This is a genomic window from Hyphomicrobium sp. MC1 (assembly GCF_000253295.1).
In the GTDB taxonomy this organism is placed as follows: domain Bacteria; phylum Pseudomonadota; class Alphaproteobacteria; order Rhizobiales; family Hyphomicrobiaceae; genus Hyphomicrobium_B.
Genome location: NC_015717.1, coordinates 3,146,524 through 3,164,653, shown reverse-complemented (window position 1 = coordinate 3,164,653; position 18,130 = coordinate 3,146,524). Strand labels below are relative to the sequence as shown.

Here is an 18,130-nt window from a genome sequence, read left to right as displayed (position 1 = left end):
CCTTACCACATTCGTTGCTGCAAGCCTCAATACGATCGAGCATTTCCGCATTGGCGCGCCGCGCCACGACAATCGAAGCGTCCGGACACGTCCTGATCGCGATCACGTTTTGCGCGGCAGCTGGCTTGGTAGGTTCCGAGCCCTCATTATCAATCCTTGCGCGACCATGAATCAATTGGTGGCTGATCATGAACTACGCACGAGTCTCGAAGGGGAGAAGCATATCCGGAATAGCCCCGCCTTGATGAGGGTCGGAAACTACTTAGGCGTTTGCGTTAGGACGGCACGAGCGGCGAGGCGATACGCAGATGCGCGTGTTTCGCGCAGCTATTAACATCCTGCGAAGGAAGGGTTGTGTTACTGTGTGGTCGGGCGACCTGTCCGGGGGCAAGCTTCTTTAGGACCTTCGCGTATGCCGACCGATAAATTACCTCCAGTCAAAGTCACCGGCCCGCCGGCAAGTGCGCAGGCGGTTCCGGCGCGAGGTCCACCATCAGATTCTCTCGTTTTTCCAATTGTCGGCATAGGTGCATCGGCCGGCGGCCTAGAGGCCTGCAGGAAGCTTATTGGCGGGCTTCCCGCCAGCAACGGCATGGCTTTCATCCTCATTCAGCATCTCGATCCAACCCACGAAAGCATGATGGTCGATTTGTTGTCCGGATCGACGTCGATGAGCGTCCGGCAGGCAAAAGAGGGAATGTCGATCGAGCGCGACCATCTCTATGTTATTCCCCCCGGAACTTATCTCTCTGTCGGCGACGGCGTGCTGCACGTGTCGCAACCGCAGGAGCGGCACGGCGCCCGGCTGCCGTTTGATTTCCTCTTGCGCTCGATGGCCGATGACTTTGGCCCGCTCGCTGTCTGCGTTATTCTTTCCGGCACCGGGGCCGATGGCAGTCTCGGGCTCAAGGCCGTGAAACAAAACGGCGGATTGGTGATCGCCCAGAATCCCGAAGAAGCCGGCTACGATGGCATGCCGCGCGGCGCGATCTCAACGGGCATGGTCGATTTTATTCTGCCCGTCGCGGAGATCGGGAGTGCACTGATCGACCGCGCCCGGCAGATTGCAATTGCGCGGACGCAAGGCGACGCCACGAGAACAGCGTCTGCACTGGATTGGCTATCCGAGATCATCGATCTGTTGCGCGCGAAAACGGATCACGATTTCACGCTGTACAAGAGAGGTACCCTCCAGCGGCGGATCGAGCGGCGTATGGCCATGCTTTCGATCGGGACCAACGGTATGAAGAAATATCTTGATGTTCTGCACGGCGACTCGAATGAACTTGAGCTCCTGGCCAAGGACCTGCTCATAAATGTCACGAATTTCTTTCGCGACCCGGAAGTCTTTAAGTTCCTCGCCGAGACGACCATACCGGAACTGATTAAGGAACATCCTATCGATCAGGCACTACGCGTCTGGGTCGCCGGCTGCAGCACCGGGGAGGAGACGTATTCCGTTGCGATGCTTTTTCTTGAAGGCATCGCAGCATCCAATCGCAACATCAAACTCCAGGTTTTTGCTTCCGACGTCGATACTGACGCGGTTGCGAGCGCCCGCGAGGGCCTTTATCCCGAATCCATTCAGGCCGACGTGTCGCCGGAGAGGCTCGCTCGCTTTTTTTCCAAAGAGGACCGCAGCTACCGGGTGTCGCCTGCGCTACGAGCAATAGTGGTCTTCACTGTGCAGGATGTGCTGACCGATCCGCCGTTCTCGCGCATTGACTTTGTATCCTGCCGTAATCTCCTCATCTATTTGCAGACCGAGGCCCAGGCAAAAGCCATGTCGGCTTTCCATTTCGCTCTCCGAGAGGGCGGCCTGCTGCTTCTTGGTAGTTCGGAGACGGTCGGAAGCGGCGACGGCCGCTTCGCGGTGGTTTCGAAGGCGACCAGGCTCTATCGGCGCGTCGGTCGAAACCATCAGGGAGATTTCGGATTTTCGAGGAACGCCGGTGGCGCGACGCGATCGGCTTTGCGATTGGCTGTGGATCCTGTTTCGTCGCGCCAAGCCGCCTTGGCCGACCTCTGCAAGCAATTGGTCATCGAGACGTATGCTCCTGCCGCGGTCTTGATTAATCGCAAGTACGAGTGCCTCTATTACCTTGGGCCGACTGATCGCTATCTAAAAATCGCGTCGGGCCGCCCGATGCACGACCTGCTCACTATGGCCCGCGAGGGCATGCGTACGAAGCTCCGCTCGGCAATTCAGAGAGCCATTCAAGAAAATGCGCGCATCGTCGTGCAGGGCGGGCGCATCGGGGGAAACCATGATGCGCAGGCATATAGTATCGCTGTGCAGCCAACGTCGAGCGATGGCGAAGAGCTCCTGCTAATCTGCTTTATCGACCAACCTCTGGATGACAGCAAAGAGGCTCGGCGATCTCCCGCTGGAGACGTTCCCCGCGTCATAGAGCTTGAGAAGGAGCTCGATGCGACGCGAACGGAACTTGAAGGCGCGATCCACAATCTCGAGATCTCGGGTGAAGAGCAGAAGGCGATCAACGAAGAAGCTCTTTCCGTTAATGAAGAGTTTCAGTCGACGAATGAAGAGCTGCTAACCTCCAAAGAGGAATTGCAGTCGCTGAACGAGGAGCTGACCGCCCTTAACAGTCAGCTACAGGAGACGCTGGACCGGCAACGCACGACATCGAACGATCTACAAAATATTTTGTACAGTACCGATGTCGCGACCCTGTTTCTTGATACCCAACTCAACATCCGCTTTTTTACGCCGGCGACGAAATCCCTGTTCAATGTGATCCCCGGTGACATCGGACGCCCGCTCGCCGACCTCAGCTCACTCGCTTCCGATCGATTCCTTCTGAAGGATGCCCGAACGGTCCTACAAACTCTCAAGCCCATAGAGCGGGAAATCGAAGCCAACAGTGGCGAGTGGTATGGCAGGCGCATCCTGCCATACCGCACGCAGGACAATGGCATCGAAGGCGTCGTCATTACGTTTGACAACGTGACCGGCCGCAAAGAGACATCGAAGGCGCTGGAAGCGGCTAAGCAGCAAGCCGATTCGGCAAATCTCGCAAAATCGCGGTTTCTGGCCGTCGCCAGCCACGATTTGCGTCAGCCGCTGCAATCCCTCGCACTGATCCAGGGTCTATTGGCCAAGGTCGTTGAAGGCGAGAAAGCTCGGAAGCTCGTCGGGCGGATCGAGGAGACGTTGGCTGCCATGTCGGGCATGTTGAACGCGCTGCTCGATATCAATCAGATCGAGGCCGGTATCGTCCGCGGTGAAGTCGTCAGGTTTCCAATCAATGAACTTCTCAATCGCCTAAGGGACGAATTCACCTATCTCGCGAAGGACAGAAATATCGAGCTTCGCGTCGTCGCGTGCGGGGCTTCGATAGATAGTGATCCGCGCCTACTCGAACAGATGATCCGCAATCTCCTCGGCAATGCATTAAAGTACACCGAAAATGGGAAGGTGCTCCTGGGCTGCCGCCGGCACAAAGACCGGCTAACGATTCAGGTCTGGGACACAGGAATCGGGATTCCCGAGAAGGACTACCAAGCAATATTCGGCGAATTCCATCAGCTCGATAACGCCGCGCGCGAGCGGAGTCGCGGCCTGGGCCTCGGTCTCTCGATCGTTCAGCGGTTGGGTCGCTTGCTCGGCCATCAGGTTAGTGTGCGCTCTGTGCCCGGCAAGGGATCGGTCTTCACGGTCGATATCGACATGCGACGAAGCGGAGCTGACCGGCCGCTAGCGTCCCAGCGGCCCGAGAGCAAGCCCGCGGATCCCGACGCGGCCCGTGGCGGCAGCGATATCCTTGTTGTCGAGGACGATCCGGAATTGCGCCAGCTTCTCGAACTTTTATTAGAGGGCGAAGGTCACCGCGCGGTTACGGCACCCGACGGCGTGGCGGCACAGGCGATGCTGGAGCGCCGGGCGATCCGGCCCGATCTCATCCTGACCGACTTCAATCTTCCAAATGGCCTCAATGGGCTTCAACTCGCAACCGCACTGCGCAAGAAATTCGAACTTAAAACTCCCGTCATCATTCTCACCGGCGATATTTCGACCGAAACCCTGCGCGATATTGCCGGCGCGAACTGCGTGCAACTTAATAAGCCCGTGAACGTGCAGGAATTGATAAGCGCCATCCAACGTCTCTTACCGGCGCCGCGTTCGCAGATGCCCGCGGTCGCTCGCAATGCCGCGACGGTTAGCGGTGCGACGGCTCCTGTGATCTATGTCGTTGACGACGACGGAAACGTCCGAGACGCCATTCGCAGTGTGCTCGAGGACGAAGGCTGGGCGGTCGAGGATTTTGCGTGTTGCGAGGCGTTTCTAGAGGCTTATCACGCGGGCGGTGAAGCGTGCCTGTTGGTGGACGCCTACCTGCCGGGAATGAGCGGGCTGGAACTGCTGTCGCGGCTCCATCAAGCGGCCCACCGGCTCCCGGCAATCATGATGACCGGTAATAGCGATGTGCAGATCGCAGTTCAAGCCATGAAAGCCGGCGCTTCCGATTTCGTCGAGAAGCCGATCGGTCGACATGCTTTGTTGGACAGCATCCAACGCGCGTTCGAGCAATCGAGGGATGCAAACAAACTGGTTGCTTGGCAGAAGTCCGCTGCAAGCCAGATCGCGGAACTTACACCGCGGCAACGTCAAATTATGGATCTTGTGCTCGCCGGACATCCCAGCAAGAACATCGCTGCCGATCTTGGCATCAGTCAGCGAACTGTCGAAAACCATCGGGCAGAGATCATGACCCGGACCGGTGCGAAGTCGCTGCCGGCGTTAGCGCGTTTGGCGCTTGCCGCAGCAAGGACGGCGCAAGCCGACGTTTGATAATGCTGGCCGGCTCCAAGTGAGAGTGGTCGGCTTCGCCCTCCTAGCCTAGCGGGATCTGGGATTGCCTTCAGGCGATCCACGGCGGCGCCCCTGAACAACGGAGTATGCACGATGAACCGATCGCAGTTGGAGGCTTTGCTCGACAAACTGGCCGCGGACGATGCGTCCCTTCAATCACAGGCCGTCCGTCGGGCTGAGGTGTCCCATGGGCTTCTCGTCGTGGCGATGTTGGCCATTCAAGCACTAGCTAGCGCGTTGGAGAAGGTACTGGGAGTACTCGCTGAGCAACACGGCGGTATCGTCGGGCCGTGGCTCGATGAAGTCGAGTTCGCCGTGATCAACGACGCGAGAGCGGTCATCGCTTCGGGGCCTACCGCCGACGAGGCGGCCTTGATCGGAAAGGGCATCAAGGCGGTCGAAGAAGTGTTCGCGGAATTTCGAGCGAAGCTGCAATTGCCGCTTGGTGGAGCGAAAGACGAAGGTTCAATGCGAGTATTTAAATCTTAGTTGCTTGGGATTGTCGGTCGATGGCGGAGATATTACGAAAATATAGACACGCATACTTCAGTAATTTGAAGACTTGCCTCGCTGACGATAGGCTATTTTTATTTTAAAAATGCATTGTACGACTTAATTTTAACACCACTTATATTTATGATTCGAATGAATGATTAGGATAATTCGTATTCTCATTGTTCTTATTCTGTGAATTATTTAGGAGATTTGACATGGCCGAGAACACCGCCAGCGCAGCGACCCCTTCTGGGATGCGCTCTGAAATCGCGAACAAGTGGTCAAAAATCAGTGCTCAAGAAGTGAGCGCACTGAAAACCAAGGACGACCTCGTCGCTCAGGTTCAATCCAAGTATCAGCTGGACAAAACCCAGGCCGCGAAGGATGTCGAGGCGTTTGCCAATGGCCGGCAGCTTTAGTTTTTGCGTAGCTGTCGAACGTCGCTCCTAGCGGTAATCGCTAGGGGCGGCGCAATAACCGAGATCGAAAATCGACGGAGGCGGCCATGCTCGAACGAACAATGCGGAAACTAGTTACGTTCCAGCGTCCCTTCCTGCTGCCCGGATTTGAAGAGCCGCTTGGGCCGGGAACTTACACGGTCGATACGACTGAAGAGCTTATCGAAGGGTTATCGTTTGTTGCCTATCGGCGCGTCTCGACAACGATCGAGACAGCGATCAAGGGATTTGGGCGGTCGCCTTTTTAGACATTCTCCCGGGACCTTTGTATTCGCGCCAGAGTTTAGTGCAGTGGCTACGAGACGGCCTCCACCTGATCTCCCGTTCCTCAGAGGCTGACGCGTTAGCGAAAAAAGCCGATCCTCGAGAGGAAGTATATCTTGTGCCAGCATTCGTAGGATTGGGCGCGCCCTATTGGGATGCTGAGGCGCGAGGCGCGCTTCTGGGCCTGACGCGCAATTCGGGGCCTGCTGAAATTGCACAGGCAGCGTTTGAAGCCGTTGGGTATCAGACACGCGACCTCTTGGAAGCGATGCATGCGGACTGGCCAACAAGAGTGGATATAGTGCTTCGCGTCGATGGAAACTGTTGTTTTCGCGGGCGCGTAGAACAATTCCAATGCCTTGACTACGGATCACTTTCCGCAACCGTTGCCGCCGATCAGCCGGGTCCGGTCACCGAATTCGATCGTCGCCTGTCTGATGGATCGGTAATTAAAAATCTCGGCGCGTTTGAGCCGCATTAGTATGGCCTATGAAAGAATTCGCGGCATGGCGCTTGCGATTTTCGGAGACGATGATCGCGATGCAGGCGCGTCGGAGGTGGCGTCTCTCGTAGTCGAACTCCGCGATTTGGCGATGGGCGGCGATAAGTGTTGATCAGCTTCGAGAAAATTCCCTTTCGATCGGCAGTCCCCTCGGCACGCGCATCCGTTCGCTTCGCGACCGTGGACCATCATCGGGAATGAACTAACTGCATAACAGCCTCGTGCTTTGCTGCGGCTTGCTCCAGTTGGCGTAGCCGCGACTCTTCTTCGGCGATGTAGTTCCTCGTGTTGGGAATCGCGTCGATCTTCCTGGTAAGTTGCATTTGGAAAACCATCAGTCCGCCGTAGCGAAAACCAACTTCGCTTCCTGCCAGATAGAATTCCCACATACGGCAGAACCTTTCGCCGAGAACGGCCGCAGCATCTGCGCGATGACTGAGGAAACGGTTGCGCCACGCCGCAAGCGTGTCGGCATAGTGCAACCTCAGGATCTCGATATCGGTGACGATGAGTCCTGAATTCTCAACGGCGGGAAGAACTTCCGCTAGCGAGGGCATGTGTCCCCCTGGAAATATGTATTTTGCGATCCATGGGTTTGTTGCGCTTTGTCCGTCGAGGCGCCCGATCGAATGCAGCAAGGCGATGCCGTCCGGCTTGAGGCTTCGGCTGATCACTTTAAAGAAGGTTTCATAACTACGGAGCCCGACGTGCTCGAACATACCAACTGATACGATGCGGTCGAATGTGTCGGATAGGGCGCGGTAGTCCTGAAGACAGAAATGGACGCGCGGCTTCAGGCCTTTTTCATCGGCGCGCCGCTCCGCCATCTTGAGCTGCTGGGGCGACAGGGTCAAACCGGTTACGTGGGCGCTATAGAAGTCTGCGAGATAAAGTGCCAACCCGCCCCAGCCACTGCCGATGTCAAGCACTGATGCGCCTGTGGGAACTAGCAACTTTGCTGCGATATGCCGCTTTTTGGCGATCTGCGCCTGCTCAAGATTCTGATGTTCAGATTCAAAATATGCGCAGGAATATTGCCGGTCCCGATCAAGGAACAACGAATAAATGCGATCGTCGATATCATAATGATAGTGGACATTGCGCCTGGCGATCTTCTCCGAGTTCACGCGCTTCCACCTGTCAATTCCTGTTCTGATTGCGTGCCGCCAACGACCAATTTGAGGCGGTACCAACCCGGGCATATTGCGGCCGAGCAGGTCAAGAAAATCATAAATCGAGCCGCCAGACACGATCAAGCGGCCGTCCATGTAAAGTTCGCCGAGCGCCAACTCGGGATTCAGAAGAAGCTCTAGTATGGCGCGCGTGTCCTTGAGCCTTATAATGAGCGGCAGACCTGAGCCATCACCCGTCGTCAGTTGCTCCCCGCCGGGAAGCACAAGGGTCAACGACCCATGTTGGATGCAGCGATTAATAAGGGATCGAAGGGCAAAAATCATCGCATCGCGACCAAAGCAACCAAAAGCCAGAACCTGCCAAGCGCCGTCTGGTTCCGCATCGGCTATCGTCATGGTAATCAACGTTCAGGCTTGCTGTACGCTCAGGGCCGATTTTGTTGACAAAGTCGCCGGGTAGATCGGTAAGGCTTTACGATCGCCCCCGATCTTTGCTACCACCCCGCGCCCCGGTGGCGGCGGCTAACTCACCACACGGATGCTACGATATCGTCACATGTTTGCACCTAATTCCCCTTCGCGTTTCGACTCATTTCGTATTTCTTGCGATCGATCCGCGTTTCGAAATCTCCTCATCGCGAAATACGTGCGCCGATCCGTCGGCCTGACCACAGCGATGGCATTTTGGAGGGATAAAAGTGCGCACATGGCTCCCGGGCCAATTCAAAGCGCTCAGAAGAAGCCGGCGTTACGGGCTACCAAATAAACTGCAATTGCGGTGCCCAGCATCACGCCCACCAGAACATAGAGAACGCGACGGCCTTCAGGACCGCCTCGCGCGCTGTCGTCGGTCACTACTATTTGGCCAGGGCTACTCTGGCGCGGCGCCCCGACGCTCGCATCACGTTCAATAACTGACATGCTCTTTTCTCCTTATTAACCTCACCATACGAGGCACGAGCTTGCTCCATATTCTTTTCGGCCGACGCTCTGACCTGCTCAGGCAGTTACAGGCGGAGTTCGGCGCGGGACAAAGTCGTCTGCGGACCGGTTACCGCGACACGCACACAGGGATGCCCATGGCCATCCTCACTAAAACAGAGACAGCCTGTGCAATCGAGACTCGGAATCTACTCATGAGACAATTGGCTCATTTCTTCGGCTGCAGACCACTGCTTGCCATGCTGTCTCATCGTGTCCCTCCTCGGGTTACGATGAGCCGCAAGCTGTCTCTTACGCAATCAGCTCAATCTGTCCGGTAGGTCCTGACGGGGAACAGAATGCGTTCACCGTGCCCTATACCGCTTGCCACCGGGGTGGATGCTTCGCTCCGTTCGACCTCACCGAGCCAATGCTCAGCCAAATCCGAAAGTCATCGAAAATATCGGTTGTTGCGCAAAGCGTCTCGAAGCGGGCGCTAAACCTGAATTTTTCGACGCGTGGCTTTCCGGGCGCCTACCAAATCTACCTGAAAGAGAGCAAATAAGCGTCTTAGCGAGGCCCGCGAAATTGGCCGCCAAATTCGAAGAACAGTCCAGCTTTGGTGGACATTTAAATTGCCATAAAGACTAACGTCGGTCAGCGCTTCTTCAGCTTAAAGCCCGTAGGTTGAACGCAACGGGCCGCGAAGCATAGAGCGGCAGCTGAGCGCCCGATTATCGCCCACGGGCTGACAATTAGCCAGCACGATGGATGTTTCCGATGACACGGCATGAAATATTTGACGCCGGCGGAACGGCCGCGCTGGGCATCTGTGAATCGCTTCTGCTTGCGTTGACCGAGCTGAAAATAATCGCGAGGCGTCCTCACCGACGTTGTCGTCATTCATCGCCAGGCCGCCGAAATCTAGCCTACTTCCGGCAAGCATGCCGCCGTGGCGAACGTCGTACAACGCATTCTCGACAGCGATAACGGTATAGCCGCAATATTGCGACCCGGAATGGGACGCGCAAGCATCCACCAGTCGGAGTCTAAGAAGAACGAGTGGCCGCTGTTCATTCCAACGTATTCACCTAACATGCATTAGCGCGGCAATTCGAAGGCTGTCACAAGCTGCTTTGAACAAGTCGAGTCGGCGTTGGGCGACCAAAATATTCTGGGACTTTTTGGGATGAATTCCCGAGTTCTATGAATTTGGATTGCGCCCGGTTGAGTGCAGCTGGAGGTCAATGAAGATGCCGAAAAGTCAGATCCTGACGGACGCCGAAAACTGGGCTCGAAGCGGAGAAGCGATTTCAACCACCATGGAGCGCGAGCCGAACACGACAGAAGAACAGGAAGCTGAGTATGAGGCGCGCTTGGACTTCGCTGCTGCGCTGGCGCGCCGCGCCGCGTCTGTTGGCGTTCAAGATTCCGACTGTGTCGCGCTTGTTGCAGCAATCCTCATCGAGCGTGATACCGGATGGGCGCCATCGCGCATCGCGGCGGAAGCGAATTGCTCCCAGCAACTTGGGGCCCTGGAGCGTCACGTGCTTGCAGTTTCCATCTGTGCATCGCAATCGGTGATGGCGATCCTCGTCAGAAATCCGACAGCCGCACAGCGCCGCTTGGAGGAGGACAACGCGCAGAAAACCGCGAGGGCAGCCGTCGAAACGTGCGGCTGCAACACTCGAGGATTCCTCAAATTGCGGCGAGTGACGGAACTTGGAGCATTGGCCCGAAAGCTTTCATCGCGTCTCTCGCGTTGATGGCGAGGTTAAGCACGGCATTCTCAATCTCACTGCGATCGACGCTGACCGACAGATGCATCGTGAAAGTCGAACCATCCTTACGTCGCCCCAACACCTCGCGGCCACTTCCTATGATTTTATGCTGCCCGGTCTCGCGGTAGTGGCGGATATAGCCATCATGCTGGCCCCGATAGGGCTCCGGCATCAGCATTTTGACATTCTGCCCGACGAGTTCATCTGAGGAATATCCGAAGAGCCTTTCCGTTGCGGGATTGATGCTCTCGACGGTTCCGGCCGCATCGATCGAGATGATCGCATCGACGGCGGATTGCAGCATTCCTGCAAGCTGAAGCAGCGAGCCTTTGAGGGGAGATCTTTCGGAATCGTTACCACTCATACGGACTCTACTTCCTTGTGAACCGTCGCGCGTTTGAGCAAAGGGTTCACGGCCCGACGTTCACTAAGCTGAGCAATGCGTCCAAGGTAGGTGTCACAATTGTCTGATCACAAGCCCACCAATGGCATGATACGGCCGTCACCGCTGCACCCAAGGCTCGGAAACTACCTATGCCCTTTCGCCTCTTCCCCATCATCTCGTGAAGGCGACGCGATTCCGCTTGTAGAAAAGGATCTCGGGAGCATGGTGCACAGAAACGCTTGCGCGGGGCCGCAGAAGTCACACGACGTCGGCTAGGCGGCTTCCCGTCCTGGACTACGAGAGAAAGAGCGCACGGCTTGTGGAAGAGGCCCGTCACCCGCGGCCGTGAGTTCGTCGCTAATCGAGGCGTAGTGATAGTGCATGGCCGTCTTGACCGCGTACGTAAAGAGAAGTTGCGGTTCGAACCGTCTCGCCCAGAACGCACGTAACAGCTGCGAGCGATATTTGGTGCGCAGCTTTGGATCGACGTTCCCGGAAACCAAGCGACCCGCGAGGACAAAGAACATGAGGTAATTTTCGATGCAACTTTTGGTCCAGGCCAAGCGATGGCTCCGCCAGTAAGCGAGCCGGTGCGCCGCAAAGCGGAAATTTCCGTCGACGAAGAGCGCATCGATGCGGTTGAAATAAGCGTCGGCCGAATACGCCTGGCCCGTGACCATTACGAAGCCTTTTCGCAGATCTTCGCGCGACATGCCCAATGGGGCGACATTGGTGCCGAAAGCGGCGCTGTCTTCATCATCGTTCAGCCGACCTTCGTTTCTAAGGCGATCATAAAGGGGCGTGGTGGGGATTGCATGCAGAAGTCCAATCAGCGCGTTGCCGATGCGAGCCTCATTGAGAAAGCGCGGCAACTCGCCAAACACCGAGGCTTTGTCGCTGTCGAAGCCAACGATCATTCCGCACCAGACGTCGAGCCCACGGTTTTGAATGCGATGGACCCGTTCGATGAGGGTGCCCGCTCTTTCCCGGACATTTTGAAGTTTTTTCGTTTCCCTAAGCGAGGCTTCATTGGGGCTTTCGATGCCGATGAAGACGCTCTGAAATCCAGCCCGTCCCATTAACTCCATCAGTTCATCGTCTTCAGCTAGGTCGAGAGACGCTTCCGTGAACAAAGTGAGGGCGTAGGCGTGCTTCTCTTGCCAGAGGATCATGTCCCGCAAGATCGGCTTTATCGCTTTCTTGTTACCGATCAGATTGTCGTCGACGACGAAGACGATTTTTATTCCGGCCCGATAATACGCATCGAGTTCCGCTATAACCTGCGCGCTCGATTTCAGTCTCGGTTTGCGGCCGAAGGTGACGATGATATCACAAAATTCGCAGGTGAACGGGCATCCGCGTGAAATCTGCATGCTGCCAAACATGTAATGCTGCGACTTGAGGAGATCCAGCCGTGGCGGGGGAAGGGTGGTCATGTCAGTCTTATCGGCTTGAACGTAGCGGCTCGCGTGGTTCCCCAGTTCCCATTCCCGCAGAAACCGAGGAAATGTTTCATCGGCTTCACCGACAAAAATGACGTCCGCCAAGCCCTCGAGTTCTTGCGGCTCGACAGTCGCCATTGCACCGCCCACGACAGTGAGCACGCCACGGCGGCGAACTTCGGCAAGAATTTCACGAAGGCGCCGACCCTGGATGCTCATCCCTGTAGCGCAAACTATGTCCGCGCGGCCGACACGCTCAAAATCGATCTCATCGACGTTCTCGTCGATGAGCGTGACGTCGTGATGTTTGGGAACCAACGCGGCTAGGAGCGGGAGACAGGCGACGGGCAGATTGGCACGCTTGCCGAGCATACCCATGCATTTTTCCATACCCCAAAAGGATACATCAAAGCGCGGATTGATAATGATGATATCGGCCACTGTCGCTTCTCCCTTCCCGCCCGTAAGGTGACCGCCGATCTCAGCGCCGCTAACGGCAGTCTTGTTGTAAAGCCTCGGCAGCGTCGCAGAGTTCCGAAGGGAACGCGAAGTTTTTTTCCTTCGGAGAGAGGGATTTCCGCGCGGGAAGGCGTCGCGCTCTCGGATGGGGCGCTTCGATCGCATCGTGATCACAATAGAATTCGATTTTGCGGTAGGTCACCGATGTCTGTCACTACCACCGGCATGCACAAGCAGAGCGCTTTGCGCGGGCAACGGTTCGTGACAAAGTGGTGTCGTCACGCTGGCGCAAGGGAATGCAATGCCTTCGAAGACTGCTTTTGTCACTGGCGGCACCGGCTTTGTGGGTCTCAATCTCGTAGAGCATCTCACCGCATCGGGTTGGGAGGTCACTGCGCTTCACCGGCATAGCTCCAATCTGGCTCATCTGCAAAAATATCCGGTCCGACTTGTTGAGGGCTCGATCGAGGACCCGCTCTCTCTCGATCGCGCGATGCCCGAAAATGTCGATGCCGTCTTCCATGTAGCAGCCGACACCAGCATGTGGCCGGGCAATCGGCAGCGACAATGGCTGACCAACGTCGATGGGACTCGCAATATGCTCAACATCGCGCGGGCCAAACACAGCAAGCGGTTCATTCATACGTCGACGTCCGGAGTTTTTGGCCTTGCAAAAGAGCCGTTCGATGAAACCGCCGCAAAACTCGGAAGGGGAAGTTTTAACTACCAACACTCAAAGACGGTCGCGGAGGACGAGGTGGCGAAGGCCGTCGAAGACGGATTGAATGCCGTCATCCTCAATCCTGCAAACGTTATTGGGCGCTACGATTGGGCATCTTGGTCGACCTTCATCCGCAAGGCGGCGCACAAGGAACTTCTCCTCATTCCTGCGGGGCGGGCTTGTTTTTGCGATGTCGGTTCGGTCGTTCGGGCTCATGTCGCGGCGGTCGACAAGGGGCGGACTGGAGATAACTATCTGTTAGGCGGACCTGAGGCGTCGTATCACGACATCGTCCGGCTTGTCGGCGAGCTGCTGCAGCGAGACACGAATAAACGCGTCGGCAAACCCTGGTTGTTCAGCATCGCTGGACGTTCGCTCGATCGGCTGTCGGCGCTGACGAAAAAAGAGCCACTCATTACAGCCGAATCGGCAGCGTTCCTAAACGCCAACATCATTTGCCGGTGCGATAAGGCGATGCTCGAACTCGGATATAAGCCTGTTTCGCTCGATGCCATGCTGACGGAATGCATCGACTGGATGATCGCGGAGAAACTTATCGATTAGAATTTCGCCGGTTCCGAGAGTGGATTTGAAGGCGTTAAGACACCTCGGGAGATGGGAAGACGGCTGAATGCGCGTCGCATCACCCAATCGTAAAGCATAGGGGGAAAAAGTTGGCTTAAACGAACTCCGACCCCGAGTCCCCATGGGAAGTACAGACGTGAGCTTCGCTTTTCGATGGCTTTCACGATTCTCGCCGCCGCAATGGCGGCCGTGCAAGCTTTTCCGTTGGACATGTCCCCGCCCGTCAAACCATTGACCTTCTCGAGCAACGGAGTGAGCACGTAGCCCGGGAAGACCGTCGTTACGGAAACGCCGCGTGGGTGCAGCTCAGACCGGACGCTCTCGAGGTAGGCAGCGACTCCCGCCTTGCTCGCAGAATATCCCGCTTCGTAAGGTATCCCGCGTACGCCGGCTAGGCTCGAAACACCGACAATGTGTCCTCTCCGCCGCTTCAACATGGACGGAAGGACCGCTTCTATCATATGGACCGTGCCCATGAGGTTGGTGAGGACAACGTCCTCCATTTCATGTCCCTTCAAGTCGTCAATAGTGGATACGCGACAGATTCCAGCACAGGGTATCACGATGTCGATGGGGCCGAGCGAGCCGACGATCGTTCGAAGCGCATCGCGGACCTGGTCGCCCTGCCGGACATCCGCGACGACCGAGGAGCATGCAACGCCGGAACTGCGAAGTTCACTTGCGAGTGTGTCGAGTTCAGACTTGTCATGATCAATAAGTCCGAGGTTCGCACCGCGTAGGGCGAACAATCTGCACAACTCCTTGCCGATGCCGCTGGCCGCACCTGAAACAGCAATAACCTGCCGGTCCATTGGCATGTGCGTCACTTTCTCGTTTGTTACCATCGGGGATATACAGCGCTGGTGCAGACGCCGCTTGCAAGAGAAAAGAAAAGCTGCCGGACATGGAGCATGGGCTTTTCATCGGGGGGCCTGCAGGCAATGGCCGAAGTGTAAGTCGACGATGTGGCAGCCGGCGCTTTGAGATAGATTCGATCATTTGTTGGCGTGCGGATAGTTATTTCGCTAGATGAGGTGGAGATCCCTGCGTCCTGATGACGATCCCCCTGCGAATTGCGCCGCCACCTATTGAATCCTCTTATCTCCGAGCGGAGTTCGGGCCAAACCGAGGAATTCTGTGTTCGGGTCGAAAGTTTCTTTCGCATCTAGGCTAAGCAATTGGGTTAGTGCTGCCCTCGCGCGATTGACTCTGCTTTTCACGGTGCCGATGGGCATGCCGGTGATCGCCGCCGCTTCCATGTATGAGAAACCCTCTGCACCGACCAACAGAAGGGCCTCCTTATGATCATCGCGAAGTAAGGCGAAAATCTTCGTGAAGTCGGCAAACTCCATATGGGCCTGCTGGCGCGGCAGGTCACATAGGCGCGCGGCCTCTCGTCCTTCTACATCCTCAACTTCGCGGCGCCGAGTGCGGTGTTGTGAGCAAAACGTATTGCGGAGGATCGTGAATAACCAAGCCTTCATGTTCGTTCCCTTTTCGAAACGCGCAAGATTGGCCCAGGCTTTGACGAGTGTTTCTTGCACAAGATCGTCGGCGCGCCCGGGGTCTCTGCATAGCGATTTCGCAAAGGCACGCAGGTTTGGGATTGCTCTGATCAAAAGGACTTCTGCCCGATTGTTATCGGGCTGCGCGACGAGCGGCTTCGCAGTCTCCGACTTTCGGGGTGCTTCAACCGCTGCAAAATGTCGAAGCGAGACCGGAGCGCTCCACTTACTCACCGTAGACGGTCGCTCGCAAGTGATCAACTTTGAGGGCACAGCAGGAGATTGCTGACGATTTTCTGTGGCGTTCGCGGACATAGCGTGTTCCTCGACTGTCTCGCCCGTTCGTCGGCTCGGAACTTTATCGTTTCGGCCGCAATTCGCGGAAAGTCGTTTGAGCACTACGATTAAAGCTCAACGGACAGAGGGGTTAGGCTCGGAATCTACCTACTTTCGCCTCCCGCGCAGCTCGTCGTGCGATTAGATAACATTTAGGCAAAAAAACAAATGACACAGGACGCACCGAGAGCTCCGAAATGCGCGGCACCAAGTCGGGGGAGACTGGCTGCAATCGTCGTTTTCGGATGGTATCGCGTTTAATCCTTTCTCGTTGCATCAGGATGGTTTGACCTCTACCGAAGTAGACGTCGGCAAGCGTGAGGTTGTTTGTCCGACATCATCACCTGTGAGACAGAATTAGCGGCTTGAGGAACGGAGGATTTCGGGCTCATCGTGACCACGTGAGGAGTGGAGCATGAGACCTAAATCCAGCACCCCCGAGACACCGTCTGAGCGGCTTGTTCGCGACATCCGTCGGGCAACCCGCAAGCAGTATTCGGCCGAGGAGAAGATCCGCATCGTCCTCGACGGTTTGCGCGGCGAAGTCACGGTTGCTGAACTCTGCCGTCGAGAAGGCATCGCCGAGAGCCTGTATTACAGCTGGTCGAAGGAGTTCCTAGAAGCCGGCAAGCGACGTCTGGCCGGTGACACAGCCCGATCAGCAACCACCAGCGAGGTCAAAGACCTCAAGCGCCAGGCCCTGGAGCTGAAAGAAGTTGTCGCCGAGCAAGCCCTCGAACTGCGTCTGCTCAAAAAAAGCATGACCGGGGATGGGGGAGACGAGGCATGAGATATCCAGCTTCCGAAAAGCTCGAGATCATCCGTATCGTCGAGCAATCGCGTCTGCCCGTGCGACGTACGCTGGATAAGCTCGGCATTCTGCCGGGCTCGTTTTATCGCTGGTATGACCGCTATCAGTCTGGCGGCGTCGAAGCGCTCGAGGACAAGACGTCGAAGCCGTCTCGCGTCTGGAACCGCATTCCTGATGAGGTGCGCGGGCGGATCATCAATATGGCGCTCGACGAGCCCACCTTGTCGCCACGCGAACTCGCGACACGGTTCACTGATACCCAGAATTACTTCGTATCTGAGGCGTCCGTGTACCGCCTGCTGAAAGCCCACGATCTCATCACCAGTCCGGCCTTCATCGTCATCAAAGCTGCTGACGAGTTCAAAGATAAGACCACCGCCATCAATCAACTCTGGCAGACCGACTTCACCTACCTCAAGGTCATCGGCTGGGGTTGGTTCTATCTCTCGACCATCCTCGATGACTTCTCGCGCTACATCATCGCCTGGAAACTGTGCACCACGATGAAAGCGGAAGACGTCACCGACACCTTGCAGCTGGCGCTTGCCGCGTCAGGCTGCGACCAAGTCCGTGTCGTCCATAAACCACGATTACTCAGCGACAACGGTTCGAGCTACGTCTCGGCCGATCTCGCAGAATGGCTCGATGATAACGGCATGAGCCACGTCCGAGGAGCGCCTCACCATCCGCAAACCCAGGGCAAGATCGAGCGTTGGCATCAGACGCTCAAGAACCGCATCCTGCTCGAAAACTATTACCTGCCCGGCGATCTCGAAGCTCACATCGGACGCTTCGTCGAGCACTACAATCACCGCCGCTACCACGAGAGCTTGAAAAACCTAACCCCCGCAGATGTCTACTTCGGGCGAGGGCAAACCATCCTATTGCAACGAGAAAGGACCAAACGCGCGACCATCCGAAAACGACGATTGCAGCACCAAATGAAAGCCGCTTAAACTTCAAACCAGATGACCCGAAGCCCTCCGCTCAGTCACGCCGCAAACTGTCTCAATGCATTCGACGACGGACACCTTCCCATCGAAGGGATGATCGTTGCTGCCTTTGCCGCCGGCAAGCGCCAACAGAGTCGGCATGACATCGACCATGTGTAGCGGCTCGTTCACAACGCGCGGTTCGAGTTTGGCTGGCCAATTGACGAAGGCGGGCACGCGCACACCGCCTTCGCGTAGGCTCCCCTTCCCGCATCTCCATAGCGCAGCGCTTCTTGCTCGAGACGTTCGTCGGTGACGATATTGCAGCAGCGCAGACATGGTTGACCGGGCGATGAGAGAAAGACTTGGCCGCCGATGAGATAGTGGCGGTCTCCGAGCTTGTGAACGTCCATTCCGATATCGACATAAGGAATGAGATGCCGTCTTGCGGAGCGTTCAAGCTGTTCACGCTCTTTGAAGGAATCGACGCTCCCAACAATCACATCGCATGTTTTGAGAAAATCCGTGGCCTCGGTCCAAGACTCTTTCACCAGGACGATACGCGG

At 56.5% G+C, this 18,130-nt stretch carries 17 protein-coding genes and 1 pseudogene; 10 read left to right on the top strand and 8 right to left on the bottom strand.

Features of this window, described 5'->3' with window-relative positions; genetic code table 11:
• Window positions 1-412: 412 nt before the first annotated feature.
• From HYPMC_RS15305 to HYPMC_RS24915, 6 genes and pseudogenes are all read left to right on the top strand, one after another.
• Window positions 413-4,813, top strand: coding sequence for a chemotaxis protein CheB (locus tag HYPMC_RS15305; RefSeq protein ID WP_013948913.1), 4,401 nt, complete (start codon window positions 413-415; stop codon window positions 4,811-4,813).
• 114 nt (window positions 4,814-4,927) lie between these two features.
• Complete coding sequence (locus tag HYPMC_RS15300; protein WP_013948912.1) at window positions 4,928-5,323, top strand: hypothetical protein; 396 nt, start codon at window positions 4,928-4,930, stop codon at window positions 5,321-5,323.
• Window positions 5,324-5,544: 221 nt separating this feature from the next.
• Entirely contained in the window at window positions 5,545-5,748 is a 204-nt protein-coding gene (locus tag HYPMC_RS15295; protein ID WP_013948911.1) for a hypothetical protein, read from the top strand.
• 86 nt (window positions 5,749-5,834) lie between these two features.
• Window positions 5,835-6,035 carry a hypothetical protein gene (locus tag HYPMC_RS15290; RefSeq protein ID WP_013948910.1) on the top strand — a complete coding sequence of 67 codons (201 nt, stop codon included), beginning with the start codon at window positions 5,835-5,837 and terminating at the stop codon, window positions 6,033-6,035.
• Window positions 6,036-6,040: 5 nt separating this feature from the next.
• Window positions 6,041-6,370: pseudogene (locus tag HYPMC_RS23990) on the top strand (FGGY-family carbohydrate kinase); the annotation flags it as partial.
• Window positions 6,371-6,533: 163 nt separating this feature from the next.
• Window positions 6,534-6,665: a hypothetical protein gene (locus tag HYPMC_RS24915; protein ID WP_013948908.1), complete on the top strand. Its 132-nt coding sequence runs from the start codon at window positions 6,534-6,536 to the stop codon at window positions 6,663-6,665.
• A 76-nt stretch (window positions 6,666-6,741) separates the two neighbouring features.
• Here HYPMC_RS24915 and HYPMC_RS15280 read toward each other — a convergent pair whose 3' ends face one another.
• On the bottom strand, window positions 6,742-8,010 hold the full coding sequence (locus tag HYPMC_RS15280) for a cyclopropane-fatty-acyl-phospholipid synthase family protein (protein WP_041301004.1): 1,269 nt from the start codon (window positions 8,008-8,010) through the stop codon (window positions 6,742-6,744).
• Between the two features lie 408 nt (window positions 8,011-8,418).
• A complete protein-coding gene (locus HYPMC_RS24290) occupies window positions 8,419-8,607 on the bottom strand; it encodes a hypothetical protein (protein ID WP_013948906.1) in 189 nt (62 codons plus the stop codon).
• 187 nt (window positions 8,608-8,794) lie between these two features.
• Between HYPMC_RS24290 and HYPMC_RS25075 the strand changes: the two genes are divergently transcribed.
• Both HYPMC_RS25075 and HYPMC_RS24280 read left to right on the top strand, forming a co-directional pair.
• Complete coding sequence (locus HYPMC_RS25075; RefSeq protein ID WP_083832123.1) at window positions 8,795-9,172, top strand: invasion associated locus B family protein; 378 nt, start codon at window positions 8,795-8,797, stop codon at window positions 9,170-9,172.
• A 688-nt stretch (window positions 9,173-9,860) separates the two neighbouring features.
• Complete coding sequence (locus HYPMC_RS24280; protein WP_013948902.1) at window positions 9,861-10,373, top strand: hypothetical protein; 513 nt, start codon at window positions 9,861-9,863, stop codon at window positions 10,371-10,373.
• On the opposite strand, the gene HYPMC_RS15265 is transcribed toward HYPMC_RS24280, so the two are convergent.
• On the bottom strand, window positions 10,306-10,752 hold the full coding sequence (locus tag HYPMC_RS15265) for a PAS domain S-box protein (RefSeq protein ID WP_013948901.1): 447 nt from the start codon (window positions 10,750-10,752) through the stop codon (window positions 10,306-10,308). The two genes, HYPMC_RS24280 and HYPMC_RS15265, sit on opposite strands and share 68 nt — an antisense overlap.
• A gap of 293 nt (window positions 10,753-11,045) precedes the next feature.
• Window positions 11,046-12,656, bottom strand: coding sequence for a B12-binding domain-containing radical SAM protein (locus tag HYPMC_RS15260; protein WP_013948900.1), 1,611 nt, complete (start codon window positions 12,654-12,656; stop codon window positions 11,046-11,048).
• A gap of 319 nt (window positions 12,657-12,975) precedes the next feature.
• Between HYPMC_RS15260 and HYPMC_RS15255 the strand changes: the two genes are divergently transcribed.
• Window positions 12,976-13,959 (top strand): NAD-dependent epimerase/dehydratase family protein, encoded by a 984-nt coding sequence (locus HYPMC_RS15255; RefSeq protein ID WP_013948899.1) that lies wholly within the window; start codon window positions 12,976-12,978, stop codon window positions 13,957-13,959.
• Here the strand turns inward: HYPMC_RS15255 and HYPMC_RS15250 are convergent.
• Complete coding sequence (locus tag HYPMC_RS15250; protein WP_013948898.1) at window positions 13,956-14,825, bottom strand: SDR family oxidoreductase; 870 nt, start codon at window positions 14,823-14,825, stop codon at window positions 13,956-13,958. The genes HYPMC_RS15255 and HYPMC_RS15250 overlap by 4 nt on opposite strands.
• Before the next feature lie 240 nt (window positions 14,826-15,065).
• Window positions 15,066-15,800: a sigma-70 family RNA polymerase sigma factor gene (locus HYPMC_RS15245; protein ID WP_013948897.1), complete on the bottom strand. Its 735-nt coding sequence runs from the start codon at window positions 15,798-15,800 to the stop codon at window positions 15,066-15,068.
• Between the two features lie 436 nt (window positions 15,801-16,236).
• On the opposite strand from HYPMC_RS15245, the gene HYPMC_RS15235 reads away from it, so the two are divergent.
• Window positions 16,237-17,588 (top strand): IS3 family transposase gene (locus HYPMC_RS15235; protein ID WP_085941682.1). Its coding sequence is split into 2 segments (ribosomal slippage): window positions 16,237-16,573 and window positions 16,573-17,588, totalling 1,353 coding nucleotides; the frame shifts between segments, so codons are not numbered across the junction.
• A 3-nt stretch (window positions 17,589-17,591) separates the two neighbouring features.
• On the opposite strand, the gene HYPMC_RS25070 is transcribed toward HYPMC_RS15235, so the two are convergent.
• Window positions 17,592-17,801: a hypothetical protein gene (locus HYPMC_RS25070; protein WP_371199598.1), complete on the bottom strand. Its 210-nt coding sequence runs from the start codon at window positions 17,799-17,801 to the stop codon at window positions 17,592-17,594.
• Window positions 17,753-18,115: a hypothetical protein gene (locus HYPMC_RS24560; protein ID WP_197535981.1), complete on the bottom strand. Its 363-nt coding sequence runs from the start codon at window positions 18,113-18,115 to the stop codon at window positions 17,753-17,755. Before HYPMC_RS24560 ends, HYPMC_RS25070 begins: the two co-directional genes overlap by 49 nt.
• Window positions 18,116-18,130 lie beyond the last annotated feature (15 nt).

Excerpts from the sequence above, each read along its gene's own strand:
- HYPMC_RS15305 (WP_013948913.1), top strand. The coding sequence starts at position 413 with ATGCCGACCGATAAATTACCTCCAGTCAAAGTCACCGGCCCGCCGGCA.
- HYPMC_RS15300 (WP_013948912.1), top strand. The coding sequence starts at position 4,928 with ATGAACCGATCGCAGTTGGAGGCTTTGCTCGACAAACTGGCCGCGGAC.
- HYPMC_RS15295 (WP_013948911.1), top strand. The coding sequence starts at position 5,545 with ATGGCCGAGAACACCGCCAGCGCAGCGACCCCTTCTGGGATGCGCTCT.
- HYPMC_RS15290 (WP_013948910.1), top strand. The coding sequence starts at position 5,835 with ATGCTCGAACGAACAATGCGGAAACTAGTTACGTTCCAGCGTCCCTTC.
- HYPMC_RS24915 (WP_013948908.1), top strand. The coding sequence starts at position 6,534 with ATGGCCTATGAAAGAATTCGCGGCATGGCGCTTGCGATTTTCGGAGAC.
- HYPMC_RS15280 (WP_041301004.1), bottom strand. The coding sequence starts at position 8,010 with ATGATTTTTGCCCTTCGATCCCTTATTAATCGCTGCATCCAACATGGG.
- HYPMC_RS24290 (WP_013948906.1), bottom strand. The coding sequence starts at position 8,607 with ATGTCAGTTATTGAACGTGATGCGAGCGTCGGGGCGCCGCGCCAGAGT.
- HYPMC_RS24280 (WP_013948902.1), top strand. The coding sequence starts at position 9,861 with ATGCCGAAAAGTCAGATCCTGACGGACGCCGAAAACTGGGCTCGAAGC.
- HYPMC_RS15265 (WP_013948901.1), bottom strand. The coding sequence starts at position 10,752 with ATGAGTGGTAACGATTCCGAAAGATCTCCCCTCAAAGGCTCGCTGCTT.
- HYPMC_RS15255 (WP_013948899.1), top strand. The coding sequence starts at position 12,976 with ATGCCTTCGAAGACTGCTTTTGTCACTGGCGGCACCGGCTTTGTGGGT.
- HYPMC_RS15250 (WP_013948898.1), bottom strand. The coding sequence starts at position 14,825 with ATGGTAACAAACGAGAAAGTGACGCACATGCCAATGGACCGGCAGGTT.
- HYPMC_RS15245 (WP_013948897.1), bottom strand. The coding sequence starts at position 15,800 with ATGTCCGCGAACGCCACAGAAAATCGTCAGCAATCTCCTGCTGTGCCC.